This window comes from Atlantibacter subterraneus (genome assembly GCF_007570865.1).
GTDB classification, from domain to species: Bacteria; Pseudomonadota; Gammaproteobacteria; order Enterobacterales; family Enterobacteriaceae; genus Atlantibacter; species Atlantibacter subterraneus.
In genome coordinates this window covers 135,481-148,097 of sequence record NZ_VLPS01000007.1, presented here as the reverse complement: position 1 = coordinate 148,097, position 12,617 = coordinate 135,481, and the positions used below count along the sequence as shown (strand labels likewise).

General features: G+C 51.8%; 11 protein-coding genes and 1 tRNA gene. 8 read left to right on the top strand and 4 right to left on the bottom strand.

Annotated features, from left to right (window positions below):
* Nucleotides 1–169: 169 nt before the first annotated feature.
* The 3 genes from rpsU (at nucleotide 170) to rpoD (ending at nucleotide 4,304) form a co-directional block, all read left to right on the top strand.
* A complete protein-coding gene (rpsU, locus tag FND52_RS14000; protein WP_001144069.1) occupies nucleotides 170–385 on the top strand; it encodes a 30S ribosomal protein S21 in 216 nt (71 codons plus the stop codon).
* 178 nt (nucleotides 386–563) lie between these two features.
* A complete protein-coding gene (gene dnaG / locus FND52_RS13995; protein WP_125293732.1) occupies nucleotides 564–2,306 on the top strand; it encodes a DNA primase in 1,743 nt (580 codons plus the stop codon).
* Nucleotides 2,307–2,459: 153 nt separating this feature from the next.
* Nucleotides 2,460–4,304 (top strand): RNA polymerase sigma factor RpoD, encoded by a 1,845-nt coding sequence (gene rpoD, locus FND52_RS13990; protein WP_125293733.1) that lies wholly within the window; start codon nucleotides 2,460–2,462, stop codon nucleotides 4,302–4,304.
* Nucleotides 4,305–4,356: 52 nt separating this feature from the next.
* On the opposite strand, the gene mug is transcribed toward rpoD, so the two are convergent.
* Nucleotides 4,357–4,863 (bottom strand): G/U mismatch-specific DNA glycosylase, encoded by a 507-nt coding sequence (mug, locus tag FND52_RS13985; protein WP_125293734.1) that lies wholly within the window; start codon nucleotides 4,861–4,863, stop codon nucleotides 4,357–4,359.
* Between the two features lie 125 nt (nucleotides 4,864–4,988).
* Between mug and FND52_RS13980 the strand changes: the two genes are divergently transcribed.
* Nucleotides 4,989–5,064, top strand: a tRNA-Ile gene (locus FND52_RS13980).
* 87 nt (nucleotides 5,065–5,151) lie between these two features.
* On the opposite strand, the gene FND52_RS13975 is transcribed toward FND52_RS13980, so the two are convergent.
* From FND52_RS13975 to FND52_RS13965, 3 genes are all read right to left on the bottom strand, one after another.
* Nucleotides 5,152–5,475: a DUF1889 family protein gene (locus FND52_RS13975; RefSeq protein WP_208737508.1), complete on the bottom strand. Its 324-nt coding sequence runs from the start codon at nucleotides 5,473–5,475 to the stop codon at nucleotides 5,152–5,154.
* A gap of 292 nt (nucleotides 5,476–5,767) precedes the next feature.
* The gene (gene foxA, locus FND52_RS13970) at nucleotides 5,768–7,858 is read right to left on the bottom strand and encodes a ferrioxamine B receptor FoxA (RefSeq protein ID WP_144131434.1); all 2,091 of its coding nucleotides are present in this window, start codon (nucleotides 7,856–7,858) and stop codon (nucleotides 5,768–5,770) included.
* A 140-nt stretch (nucleotides 7,859–7,998) separates the two neighbouring features.
* Nucleotides 7,999–8,988, bottom strand: a complete 990-nt coding sequence (locus FND52_RS13965) for a helix-turn-helix transcriptional regulator (protein ID WP_144131432.1) — start codon at nucleotides 8,986–8,988, stop codon at nucleotides 7,999–8,001.
* A 207-nt stretch (nucleotides 8,989–9,195) separates the two neighbouring features.
* Here FND52_RS13965 and FND52_RS13960 point away from each other — a divergent pair, with 207 nt between their 5' ends.
* From FND52_RS13960 to FND52_RS13945, 4 genes are all read left to right on the top strand, one after another.
* Nucleotides 9,196–9,627 (top strand): hypothetical protein, encoded by a 432-nt coding sequence (locus tag FND52_RS13960; RefSeq protein ID WP_144131430.1) that lies wholly within the window; start codon nucleotides 9,196–9,198, stop codon nucleotides 9,625–9,627.
* 4 nt (nucleotides 9,628–9,631) lie between these two features.
* Complete coding sequence (locus tag FND52_RS13955) at nucleotides 9,632–9,844, top strand: hypothetical protein (protein WP_125293741.1); 213 nt, start codon at nucleotides 9,632–9,634, stop codon at nucleotides 9,842–9,844.
* A 417-nt stretch (nucleotides 9,845–10,261) separates the two neighbouring features.
* A complete protein-coding gene (locus tag FND52_RS13950) occupies nucleotides 10,262–11,491 on the top strand; it encodes a sensor histidine kinase (protein WP_125293742.1) in 1,230 nt (409 codons plus the stop codon).
* A gap of 17 nt (nucleotides 11,492–11,508) precedes the next feature.
* Nucleotides 11,509–12,573 (top strand): AraC family transcriptional regulator, encoded by a 1,065-nt coding sequence (locus FND52_RS13945; RefSeq protein ID WP_144131427.1) that lies wholly within the window; start codon nucleotides 11,509–11,511, stop codon nucleotides 12,571–12,573.
* Nucleotides 12,574–12,617: the final 44 nt, after the last annotated feature.

Here is a 12,617-nt window from a genome sequence, read left to right as displayed (position 1 = left end):
GCGGGATAGTGTATAATCCCCGCCCCTGTAAGAATGCCACCGAAAAGCGGTTTTTGTTCCTCCTGTTGCTTTACAAAGCATCAGCAGTTGCAGTAAAATTCCGCACCATTTTGAATTAAGCTGGCGTTGATGCCAGCAGCAAACCGATTTAATCAAAGGTGAGAGGCACATGCCGGTAATTAAAGTACGTGAAAACGAGCCGTTCGACGTAGCACTGCGTCGCTTCAAACGTTCCTGTGAAAAAGCAGGTGTTCTGGCGGAAGTTCGTCGTCGTGAGTTCTATGAAAAACCGACTACCGAACGTAAACGCGCCAAAGCTTCTGCTGTGAAACGTCACGCGAAGAAACTGGCTCGCGAAAACGCACGCCGTACTCGTCTGTACTAATCTCTGGAGGGAACTCCCCTCCTTTCAGACCGAGTTGTAGTTGTAAAGGCCGTGCTTCCGAAAGGAATGCGCGGCTTATTTTCGTTTATGAACTGACATCCCTACGCTTTTTGCCCCCGCATCGCCGTCGTGCGATCGCGTTTATGGTTAGCAGAAAGTTAACGGGTAAATGGGGCTTATGGCTGGACGAATCCCACGTGTCTTTATTAATGACCTGCTGGCTCGTACCGATATCGTCGACCTCGTTGACGCGCGGGTAAAGCTCAAGAAACAGGGCAAAAATTATCACGCGTGCTGTCCATTCCATAATGAGAAAACGCCTTCATTTACCGTAAACGGCGAAAAGCAGTTCTACCATTGCTTTGGCTGTGGCGCGCATGGTAACGCCATCGACTTTTTGATGAATTACGACAAGCTCGAATTCGTCGAAACCGTTGAAGAACTGGCGGCCATGCATAACCTGGACGTGCCTTACGAGGCGGGAACCGGGCCGAGCCAGATAGAACGCCACCAGCGGCAGAACTTGTATCAACTGCTGGATGGCCTGAGTGCGTTTTATCAACAATCCCTGACGCAACCGAATGCCAGTGACGCGCGTGAATATCTTTCCCGACGCGGTTTAAGCGCCGATGTCATTTCGCGCTTCGCTATCGGTTATGCGCCTGCGGGTTGGGATAACGTCCTCAAGCGCTTCGGCGGCAATGAGGAAAACCGCCAGTCGCTGATTGATGCCGGCATGCTGGTGACCAACGATCGCGGGCGCAGTTATGACCGTTTCCGCGAGCGGGTGATGTTCCCGATCCGCGATAAACGAGGCCGGGTAATAGGCTTTGGCGGTCGGGTACTGGGCGACGGCCAGCCTAAATATTTAAACTCGCCGGAAACCGACATTTTCCACAAGGGCCGCCAGCTATATGGCCTTTATGAAGCGCAGCAGAGCAGCCCTGAACCGGCGCGCCTGCTGGTGGTCGAAGGCTATATGGATGTGGTTGCGCTGGCGCAATACGACATCAACTATGCGGTCGCGTCGTTAGGCACCTCGACCACAGCTGACCATATTCAGCTGTTGTTTCGGGTGACCAACAACGTGATTTGCTGTTATGACGGCGACCGGGCCGGACGGGACGCGGCATGGCGCGCGCTGGAAACGGCGCTGCCTTATATGACCGACGGACGGCAGTTGCGCTTTATGTTTCTGCCGGACGGTGAAGACCCGGATACGCTGGTGCGCAAAGAGGGTAAAGACGCGTTTGAAGCGCGTATGGAGCAGGCTCAGCCGCTCTCGACCTTCTTGTTTAACAGCCTGATGCCGCAGGTGGATTTGAGTACGCCAGATGGTCGTGCGCAGCTAAGCACGCTGGCGTTGCCGCTGATCACTCAGGTGCCCGGCGAGACGCTACGAATCTATCTGCGCCAGGAATTAGGAAAAAAGCTCGGTATCCTCGATGACAGCGCGCTGGAGCGCCTGATGCCGAAGCAGGCCGACGCTACGGTACGTACCGCGCCAACGCTAAAACGCACAACCATGCGTATACTGATAGGACTGCTGCTGCAGAACCCTGAACTGGCGCCGCAGGTGCCGCCGCTGGACGCGCTGGATAAGGATAAACTGCCTGGACTTGGCTTATTTGCGGAACTGGTCAACACTTGTTTGTCACAGCCAGGTCTGACCACCGGCCAGCTTTTAGAGCAATATCGCGGTACAAAAGAGGCCGCCACCCTTGAAAAACTGTCGATGTGGGACGATATAGCAGATAAAGACATCGCAGAAAAAACGTTCACCGACTCACTCAACCATATGTTTGATTCGATGCTTGAACAGCGCCAGGAAGAGCTGATAGCTCGCGAGCGCACGCACGGTTTAAGCAGCGAAGAACGCCGGGAGCTCTGGAGACTGAACCAGGAACTGGCAAAAAAATGAATTCCGCGGCTTAACTGCCGATTATCGTTCGGGTGAACCCCCGAAGGCCGCAAAGAGGCGCTGCGGCATGAAAATAAATCAGCCCTCGCTCGTTATTGTTGGCGGTCACGCCTGCCGACACAACCCTCATGAAATAAGTGTGGATACCGTCTTATGGAGCAAAACCCGCAGTCACAGCTGAAGCTTCTCGTCACTCGTGGTAAGGAGCAAGGCTATCTGACCTATGCCGAGGTCAATGACCATCTGCCGGAAGATATCGTCGACTCCGATCAGATCGAAGACATCATCCAAATGATTAATGACATGGGCATCCAGGTGATGGAAGAAGCACCGGACGCCGATGATCTGTTGCTTGCTGAAAACTCAAACAACACTGATGAAGACGCAGAAGAAGCTGCTGCTCAGGTGCTGTCCAGCGTTGAGTCTGAAATCGGGCGCACCACCGACCCGGTTCGTATGTACATGCGTGAAATGGGTACCGTTGAACTGTTGACCCGCGAAGGCGAAATCGACATCGCTAAACGCATTGAAGACGGGATCAACCAGGTTCAGTGCTCAGTTGCCGAATACCCGGAAGCCATCACCTATCTGCTGGAGCAGTACGATCGCGTTGAAGCGGGCGAAGCGCGTCTGTCCGACCTGATCACCGGCTTTGTCGACCCGAACGCGGAAGAAGATCTCGCGCCGACCGCGACCCACGTGGGCTCAGAGTTGTCCAGCGAAGAGCTGGATGATGACGAAGACGAAGACGAAGATGAAGACGACGACAGCAGCGATGATGACAACACCATCGACCCGGAACTGGCCCGTGAAAAGTTCGGCGAACTTCGCACCCAGTACGAAGCCGCGCGCGTTGTTATCAAAGCGAAAGGCCGCAGCGATAAAGCCGCTCAGGAAGAGATCCTGAAGCTGTCTGAAGTCTTCAAACAGTTCCGTCTGGTGCCGAAGCAGTTCGATTACCTGGTTAACAGCATGCGTGTCATGATGGACCGCGTGCGTACCCAGGAACGTATCATCATGAAGATGTGCGTTGAACAGTGCAAAATGCCGAAGAAAAACTTCATCACGCTGTTTACCGGCAATGAAACCAGCGAGACCTGGTTCAACGCTGCGCTGGCCATGAATAAACCATGGTCTGAGAAGCTGAAAGACGTGGCTGAAGATGTGCATCGCAGCCTGCAAAAACTGCAGCAGATTGAAGAAGAAACCGGCCTGACCATCGAGCAGGTTAAAGATATCAACCGTCGTATGTCTATCGGTGAAGCAAAAGCTCGCCGCGCCAAGAAAGAGATGGTTGAAGCGAACCTGCGTCTGGTAATTTCTATCGCCAAGAAGTACACCAACCGTGGTCTGCAGTTCCTGGATCTGATTCAGGAAGGCAACATCGGCCTGATGAAAGCGGTAGATAAGTTTGAATACCGTCGTGGTTATAAGTTCTCCACCTACGCCACCTGGTGGATCCGTCAGGCGATCACCCGCTCTATCGCGGATCAGGCGCGCACCATTCGTATTCCGGTGCATATGATTGAGACCATCAACAAACTCAACCGTATCTCCCGCCAGATGCTGCAGGAAATGGGCCGTGAGCCGACGCCGGAAGAGCTGGCTGAGCGCATGCTGATGCCGGAAGACAAAATCCGTAAAGTGCTGAAAATCGCTAAAGAGCCAATCTCCATGGAAACGCCGATTGGCGACGATGAAGATTCGCATTTAGGGGATTTCATCGAGGATACCACCCTCGAGCTGCCGCTGGATTCTGCCACCACTGAGAGCCTGCGTGCCGCTACGCACGATGTGCTGGCTGGCCTGACGGCCCGTGAAGCGAAAGTGCTGCGTATGCGTTTCGGTATCGATATGAACACCGACCACACGCTGGAAGAAGTGGGTAAACAGTTTGACGTCACCCGCGAACGTATCCGTCAGATCGAAGCCAAGGCGCTGCGTAAACTGCGTCACCCGAGCCGTTCTGAAGTGCTGCGTAGCTTCCTGGACGATTAATCTCGCCCGTCACGTTAAAAAACCCTCTTCGCGAGGGTTTTTTTATATCTGCTTATAGCCCACGAAAAATCAGCGCCTCATCCAGTTCCCGGTACGCTTCCACCAGTTTATCCAGTGATGCGCGATTCAACCCGCTGGGATTGGGCAGCACCCACACCTCCGTCTCACCAATGGTTAACGCCTGCTTACCCCATTTCACGCCCCGCTGGCTGAATGCCTGCTCAAACGCCTTTTTGCCTAATACCGCCAGCGCAGCAGGCTGGTAATCATTAATTTTACCAATGAGCTCGCGCCCGCCGGTCCGCAGTTCATGCAAACCGACTTCACTGGCCTGCACCGTAGGGCGTTCCACCAACATGGTGATACCGCAGCGGGTATCCAGCAGTTGCTGTTCCTCTTCGGGGAGGAGTTGCTTGTCGGTAAACCCGGCCTGATGAATCACCTTCCAGAAGCGATTGCCTGGATGAGCGAAATGGAATCCGGTATGGGCGGAAGACTTCCCTGGGTTAATCCCGCAAAACACCACTCTTAACCCTGGCGCTAAAATGTCGCTAATCATAATAACTCCCGATAACTTACGGATTCTTAAAGTATAAAAGACCGCGCTTAAATTGCCGATAAAAGCAGCAGCCGCGCGGTAATGGCTGGATTGAGGGCAGCACATCCATTATAATCCAGCGCCACGGCCCCTTAGCTCAGTGGTTAGAGCAGGCGACTCATAATCGCTTGGTCGTTGGTTCAAACCCAACAGGGGCCACCAGATAAAACAAGGGCTTACGTTAACAACGTAAGCCCTTTGTTATTTCCACCAGTGCCGCTGTTAGCGGTGTTACTCATCAGGTATCGCTTAGCTCGTTTGCGACTCGTCAACGCATACCTGCGCCCGGAGTTGTTCCCGCATATACGCAGTAAAATACTCAGGGTTTTTAACGATCACACGGTCGCCAGCTGCGATTTTATCAGCCCAACCCGCCACTTTTTGCGTGAATCCGGCATTCCACCCCTCCCTGTTGCCTCGTGCCGTCACGTCAGCCGCGCTCGCCGGTACGCCCAGCTCTTTTAAATACTTAAGCAACCCTTTGGTTGTGCTTTCATCCATGGGATGCGGCACTGACGCTGATGTATTCATACCGTTAATGAAGTCCAATGCTTTATCAATTACTGCTGGCATAGTCTTATCCTTAAAATTAACCACGTAATAAATGAGCCTTTAACAGGAACCAAAATAAACGGCAAAATCAAAGGAAGCGCCTTTGATTGGCCATAAGCTCACGCCTCTTTCACCATAACAAATCCACCGCGCGCAAACCCACCGCTCACCGTCGGAATTGAGATGTGGCTTCAGCATTTCCGGGTTAACAAATAAGAGGGCCAGATAATTTCTCATCTGGCCCCTTATGCTCGTTAGCCTTCACTGCGCCCGGATTCATCGCCTGATGCATTAACCCGGTGCCAGACCCACATCAGAACTTCCACGAAACGCTGCCCACGATGCTGCGTTCAGCGCCAAAGTAGCAGTATGAAAGCGAGTTACAGGCCGCCACGTAGCTCTCATCCGTCAGGTTATTGACGTTAAGCTGCGCGCTCAAACCCTTGACGCCCAGTTTTGACAGGTCGTAACCCACCATCATATCCACCAGGGTATACGACGGCAGCGTATGGGTATTCTGGCGATCGCTGGTTACGCCGTTAACATACCGTACCCCGGAGCCGACGGTTAATCCGTCCAGCGGACCGGTTTTCACGTCATAGCTCAGCCAGGCGCTGGCCATATTGCGCGGCGCGTAAACGGCACGTTTTCCCTGCTCTTCCGGGCTGCTCTTCTTGTAACGGATATCGGTATAGGTATACGCCGCCTGCATCCGCAGGCTGTCGGTCAACTGCCCTACCGCTTCCAGCTCCACGCCCTCGGATTCAATTTCCCCGATGGAGCGATACGGGTCGGTTGGCTCCTCTTTGGTGGCGATATTTTCCTGATTGATACGGAACACCGAGGCGCTGAACTGGCTGTTCCACCCTTCCGGCTCGTACTTCACGCCAGCTTCCCACTGTTTGCCTTTCATCGGCTCCAGAATATTGCCGTTCTCATCGGCAAAGCTGGTTGGCGTAAAGGCGGTGGAGTAACTCACGTACGGCGCAACCCCGCTGTCAAACAGATACAACAGCGCCGCGCGGCTGCTGAAATTGTTCTTATCCAGATCGCTGCGGGTGTTATTGAAATTATCGATATTCGACACGCTTACCTGGTCGTAGCGGCCGCCGAGCGTCAGACGCCAGCGGTCAAGCGACATCTGATCCTGAAGGTAATATCCGGTCTGGCGCAGCTTGTGTTTCTCTTTGCTGTACATAGTGATGTAATCAGGCTGTGCGCCGTACACCGGATGGAATGCGTTAATCGGCGGGAACGCGCCATAGTAACCGGTGGTGTGATTGCTGCGATCCTGATAATCCATGCCAATCAATACGCGATGGTTAATTGCCCCGGTATCGAAACTGCCATCGATCTGGTTATCCAGAGTAATGGCGTTCATCTTCTCATCAGAACCGGAATAGCCGCGATTCAGCTCGGTTTCATTCAGCCAGTCCGCCGCATACACCTGGTTCAACTCCACTTTGGTATGCAGATAACGCAGCTTCTGGCGTACCGACCAACCGCTATCAAACATATGCTCGATGTTGTAGCCAACCATATTCTCGCGGCGGTCATATTTGTCGTAATCGTCCTCACCTTCAAAGAAAGTGTTGGAAATTTGTTTGCCGTAATGCGGGACCACCGTACCGTCATAGGGCAAACCAGAATGGCTGCCGCCCTCCGGATCGCGGTGCAGATAGGCCATCACATCGAGGCGCGTATTATCGGTAATGCGCCAGGTCAGGCTTGGCATCAGCGCATAACGCTCTTCTTTTAGCGGATCGAACTGGGAATCGGCGTAACGGGTCATGCCGCTCAGGCGCACCGCCACGCGATCGTTATCGTCCAGCGGGCCGGTGACGTCAAACATCGCCCCGCGCTGCTCATTATTTCCGGCGAAAAGTTTGATCTCCCCGCCCGGATCGAACGACGGTTTACGCGAGGTCAGCGCCACAATGCCGCCGGGCGATGAGCGTCCGTACAGCACAGAAGCCGGGCCGCGCACCACTTCAATATTTTCCAGGAACCACGGGTCGACCACCAGCGAACTGTGGGAGTTGGTATCGCCCATCATCTTCAGGCCGTCGAGATAGACGTTGTCGAGACTCCCGTCCGAGAAACCGCGCAGCACGATGTAGTCAAAGCGATTCGACGCGCCGATCTGGTTACTGTAAACGCCCGGCGTATAACTCACCGCCTGGCGCACGCTGGTTGCGCCCTGCTCTTCAAACTGCCCGCGCGTGACGATGGATACCGACTGCGGTGTTTCAATATCCGGCGTTGCCACTTTAGTCGCACCGCTCAGCAGCTGTGACGTCACCACAACGGTATCGGTTTTTTGCGTATCCTGCGCCATTAAGGGAAAAGTGAGACTGCCGGTAACCCATCCCACCAACAGCGCCAGCCGCGATTTAGCGAACATGTACATCTCCAGAAAGCATTTCTAATTGTTAATAAGAATTATTACCTTTTTTGATCTGCAAACGGCTATGCGCGCCGCCAGATTGCATATGCGCGCTGCCAAACCGTTGTGGTGTGATTCGCAAAGACAGGAAAAATGGGTTAGCCGCCGGGGCGAATATTGCCGGGCGAGACGCCATAACGGCGGCGAAAAGCGGTGGAAAAATTAGTCGCGTGCTGATAGCCCGAGATCCAGGCGGCGTGCTGGACGCTATGGCCTTCCAGTAAATAGCGCCGCGCCAGTGCCAGCCGGCAATCGCGTAAATAATCAAACACCGTGCAGCCATAGGCCTGGCGGAACTTGCTGCGCAAACTACTGGGGCTCATCGCTGCCTGCGCCGCCAGCTCAGCCAGCGAATAATCGCGCTCCGGTGCGCTTTCCAGCAGTTCTCGCACCCGCTCCAGACGGTGCTGTTCACAACGAACCGGCACGCCGCTGCGCTGAGCGTTTTCCTGACGCGCGCTCAACCCCTGCCCCAGCAACTGGAGCATCAGGCCCTCTAGCATTAATTGCCGCGCGACTCCGTGGGCTTTGCTCTGGCGAACGTGCGCCAGCCCGGAAAGCAAAAAGCCCGGAACCTGCCAGACAAACGTCGACGGCCCGTGCATTTCCCACTCCCGCAGCAGCGAATCGAGCATCCCGTTGCGCCAGGCATCGCCTGGATAAACGCCCAGCGACAGGGTTTTCAGCTTACACTCCGCCGTATGCCGCGCATTCATGGTCTGATGCTCATAAAGGCTGGAGCTGAACGCCATTCCGGCGCGGACAACATATTCCTGACCGTTAAGGGTTAAAACAACGCAGCCTTCCAGCACCACCAGGGTATACAGCGGGCTGCTGTAGCGTGAAAACGTTTCATACGGTTGAAGCACTTGCACGTCAGAATGGGTAACAGAAATGCCTGGCGCAAGCGCGATCTCTTCAACATCGCCCTGTAAAACTGGCGCATCGGCCTGATGAGGGGAAGCCAACAGCGGGAAGCGGTAATCAATGCCGTAACGTTCACCAAATCCCTGAAAGTCGCGGACAAAAAAGACTTTTTTTTGCGGGGGCTGGGGAGGATATTGCCTGGTTAGCGTTGCGTCATTCATGCCTGCATCTACCGTAACAGTGGAAGACGAACATTATCATCCCCGGCATTGCTCGGCAATTTAAGTGATAATAATTCTCAGTAACACTCTTGTAAGAAGCCAATGCAGGCGACGATTTATTGAAAGCAATCATGACTTTTTTATATAAGGGAAAATTATTTCCTGGACCTGAATACCGCACTACTCCTTTTATCTGCTGTTTATTCTTTGGTAGTATTTGCTCGAATATTTCCAGATTCCGCGTATTTTATTGGCGTTGGGCAGCCCAGAGTTGCTGCCATTAAGTACTATTTTTACTGTGGATTTATCCGCAGCGTTAAGAAGTTTTGGAGAGGTTCCATGTTTCATCCTAAACAAAGCGGCAAACCTGCTTTGATTTCGCGTGTGCTGGGTAAACGCATCAGTGTGATACTGACTGCCATCGCACGCCATCCGCTCATGGTGGGTGCGTTATTACTTTTATATATTGTCTTTACTATTCCTGAAAATAATCGACTTATTCAGTCTGCGCTTTCTGCCAGTGATTTTCCGGAAACCGCGCTGGGCGCGCTGATATTCTCCGCGCTGCTGATGGCCGTAATATACGCCTTCGCCCGCTTTGTTCGTCAGATCCTGACGGCATTGCGCAACGACGAGTAATGCCATGAAATCTCAGGGACTTGCACTGATTATCGGCACAGTGGTGTTAATTAACGCCGCCAGCTCTCATGCCCGAACCTCATCGGGAACGGTTCGTTTGCTGGCGGGGCTGCATGCCGCCAGGGCGTCGCTGCCGCCCTGGAAATTCTGGCCCGGCGGACCACGTCGCGCTGTACTACCGCAGCGCAGACGTACCCGAGTAGTCCAGAGAAGCTAAAGACATGTTAGCAGGGCGCGAGAAGCGCCTTTTTTATTGCCTTTATGCCAATATTGCGAGCCAGATTCCTGTTTATCCCTTAATAAGAGATTGCGCTTTATCGCTGCCCCGATAATATATCTCATGACCGGATTATTTTAATATTCATTGCCCATAGAAAATTGGCAATCCTCAATCACTTTATATTAGTGGTTCGCATTATAATAATCCCTAACCTAAACCTTGCATATGTTATTAAGATTAATCCAATAGACAAATAAATACCTTTTTTCGTTACATTCAAATAACATCAAAGATACTCCATTAACATGGTTTTTTAAGGCTATTTTTCTTGCCGTGACCCATTTCAATATTTTTTTGAGCCAGATCGTTTATTTTTAAATATGCGATAATGCTGTAAAGATGCGGGCTGAAAGTATGATGAATAAATACAAATTACATGAGTTTTTGGATGTAAAACGCCTTCAGACCCTGCAGGATAACTTTTCAAAATCGATGATGATCGCGCTGGTGGTTGTCGATGAGAACGGCGTCCCGGTAACGAAACCCAGCGGTTTTTCAGACTTCTGCGCGCGCTCGCGGCTCAACCCGACGCTGGCGCACCACTGTTATGAAAGCGACAACGCCGGTGGCCGCGCCGCAATGCATGCTCGTGAACCGGTGGTCTATCGCTGCTACTGCGGTTTTGTCGAGTTTGCTGTACCGATCATGATCAACGACCATTATCTCGGCGCATTTATTTCCGGACAGGTGAAAGTTGAAGAAGAGAAAGAGCAGAGTATTCCCTATATTCTGAATAACAATGAAGTCTGGGAAGAAAATCCGTGGTTAATTAATTTGCACCAGAATACACGTCGTATGCCTTACGAGCGCTTTGAATCCACCGCGTCGACGTTATTACATGTATCCTCTTACCTTGTTGAACAGGCCCACGCCAATAATATTCAACGCGAATTACGTAAAAAAGATCTCGAACTCACTAATGAATTAAGAAAACGCGTAGAGATTGAGCGCTCATTACATGAAGCTGAGTTCAAAGCGCTCTCTTATCAGATAAATCCACACTTTTTATTTAACGTATTAAATACTATTGGCCGGTTAGCTTTTCTGGAAGATGCGCAGCGCACCGAAACCATGGTGCACGATTTTTCTGACATGATGCGCTACCTGTTACGCAAAAATAATCATGGCCTGATTACGCTGCGTAACGAGATGAATTACGTCAACAGCTATATGTCGATACAGAAAGTACGCATGAGTGACCGCTTCGATTACCTGTGCGATATCCCGGAAAAGTATCTGGAGGTGGTTTGCCCGTTTTTGATCCTGCAGCCGCTGGTGGAAAACTTCTTTAACTATGTGGTGGAACCGCGCGACAGCAGTAGTCACTTGCTGATCCGCGCCACGGATGACGGGCAAGACGTCATTATCGAAGTCACTGACAACGGCGATGGTATTGCGCCGGAAGCCATCAGCCATATTTTGTCAGGGGACCAGAATTTGCAGAAAGGCAGTATTGGTATCAACAACATAAAAAACAGATTGAAGCTGTTATTTGGCGAGCGCTATGGCCTGGACATCATGAGCCCTAACAAGCCCAGGATGGGTACAACCATTAAACTTCGGTTCCCGATGCTGGAAGCCTGATATCAGGAAGAGGACATATGTTTAACATTGTTATCGTTGAAGATGAGCCCATCGAATTAGAAGCCCTGCGGCGGATTATTTCCCAGTGCGTGGAAAATGCCGTAATTCATGAAGCCTCGACCGGTAAAAAAGCGATTCAGTTGATCGACCAGTTGAGCCAGATCGACATGATCTTCGTGGACATTAATATTCCGTTGCCGAATGGCAACCAGGTGATTGAATACCTGAAGAAAAAGAACAGCGATACCAAAGTTATCGTCACCACGGCCAATGACGACTTTGATATCGTGCGCAGCATGTACAACCTGAAAGTGGATGATTACCTGCTCAAGCCGGTGAAAAAAAGCATCCTGACCGACACCATCAAAAGAACCCTGGCGTTCGACGAAGGGGACAATGAAAAATCCCGCGCCCTGAAGCAGAAAGTGTTCGCCATGATAGACAACTGCGATTACGCCCAGTGGCACAGCTTTATTTTTGACACCATCAACGGCGCATGTCCGGTGGATATGATGGAAGAAGATAAGCGCAAAGACGTGACTGATTTTCTGGAAATCGTTAGCCAGTATATGACTGAGAAAGGGGAAAAATTAGCCCCGACCAACCGTAAAGTCGCCGCGCTGATCAAAGACATCAATCAGTATGGCGTGATGGAAAGCCGCTATTTCCGTATCATGATCAGCCTGCTGACCATCAGCGAAGAACTCTTTGATTACGCCTTCAAAAGCTATACCGGTAATATCGATTTTATCGAACGGGCGAAATTCCATATTGAGAAAAATATTCTCAGAAACCTGACGCTTGATGACGTGGCGGCAAAATCATTTGTCAGCTCCTGCTACCTGAGCCGCGCCTTTAAGAAAATAACCGGCATCGGGTTTTCGAACTATATTGCCACGCGCAAAATTACTATCGCCAAATCGTTGTTACAGTTCAGCGATTTAAAAGTGAATACCATTGCGCTGGAACTGGCATACCAGGACTCAAACTATTTTTGCCGCATCTTCAAAAAAGAGACCGGCATGGCCCCCTCCGATTATCGGAAAGTCGTGAGCCCGGGGGATTACCCGGCGATGGCGTGATTTTGCGCTGGCCCGGTAATGAAAACAAAATAGTCCAACACACC

What these genes read in the sequence shown, in the direction of transcription:
- rpsU (WP_001144069.1), top strand. Translation starts at nt 170, where the DNA reads ATGCCGGTAATTAAAGTACGTGAAAACGAGCCGTTCGACGTAGCACTG.
- dnaG (WP_125293732.1), top strand. Translation starts at nt 564, where the DNA reads ATGGCTGGACGAATCCCACGTGTCTTTATTAATGACCTGCTGGCTCGT.
- rpoD (WP_125293733.1), top strand. Translation starts at nt 2,460, where the DNA reads ATGGAGCAAAACCCGCAGTCACAGCTGAAGCTTCTCGTCACTCGTGGT.
- mug (WP_125293734.1), bottom strand. Translation starts at nt 4,863, where the DNA reads ATGATTAGCGACATTTTAGCGCCAGGGTTAAGAGTGGTGTTTTGCGGG.
- FND52_RS13975 (WP_208737508.1), bottom strand. Translation starts at nt 5,475, where the DNA reads ATGCCAGCAGTAATTGATAAAGCATTGGACTTCATTAACGGTATGAAT.
- foxA (WP_144131434.1), bottom strand. Translation starts at nt 7,858, where the DNA reads ATGTTCGCTAAATCGCGGCTGGCGCTGTTGGTGGGATGGGTTACCGGC.
- FND52_RS13965 (WP_144131432.1), bottom strand. Translation starts at nt 8,988, where the DNA reads ATGAATGACGCAACGCTAACCAGGCAATATCCTCCCCAGCCCCCGCAA.
- FND52_RS13955 (WP_125293741.1), top strand. Translation starts at nt 9,632, where the DNA reads ATGAAATCTCAGGGACTTGCACTGATTATCGGCACAGTGGTGTTAATT.
- FND52_RS13950 (WP_125293742.1), top strand. Translation starts at nt 10,262, where the DNA reads ATGATGAATAAATACAAATTACATGAGTTTTTGGATGTAAAACGCCTT.
- FND52_RS13945 (WP_144131427.1), top strand. Translation starts at nt 11,509, where the DNA reads ATGTTTAACATTGTTATCGTTGAAGATGAGCCCATCGAATTAGAAGCC.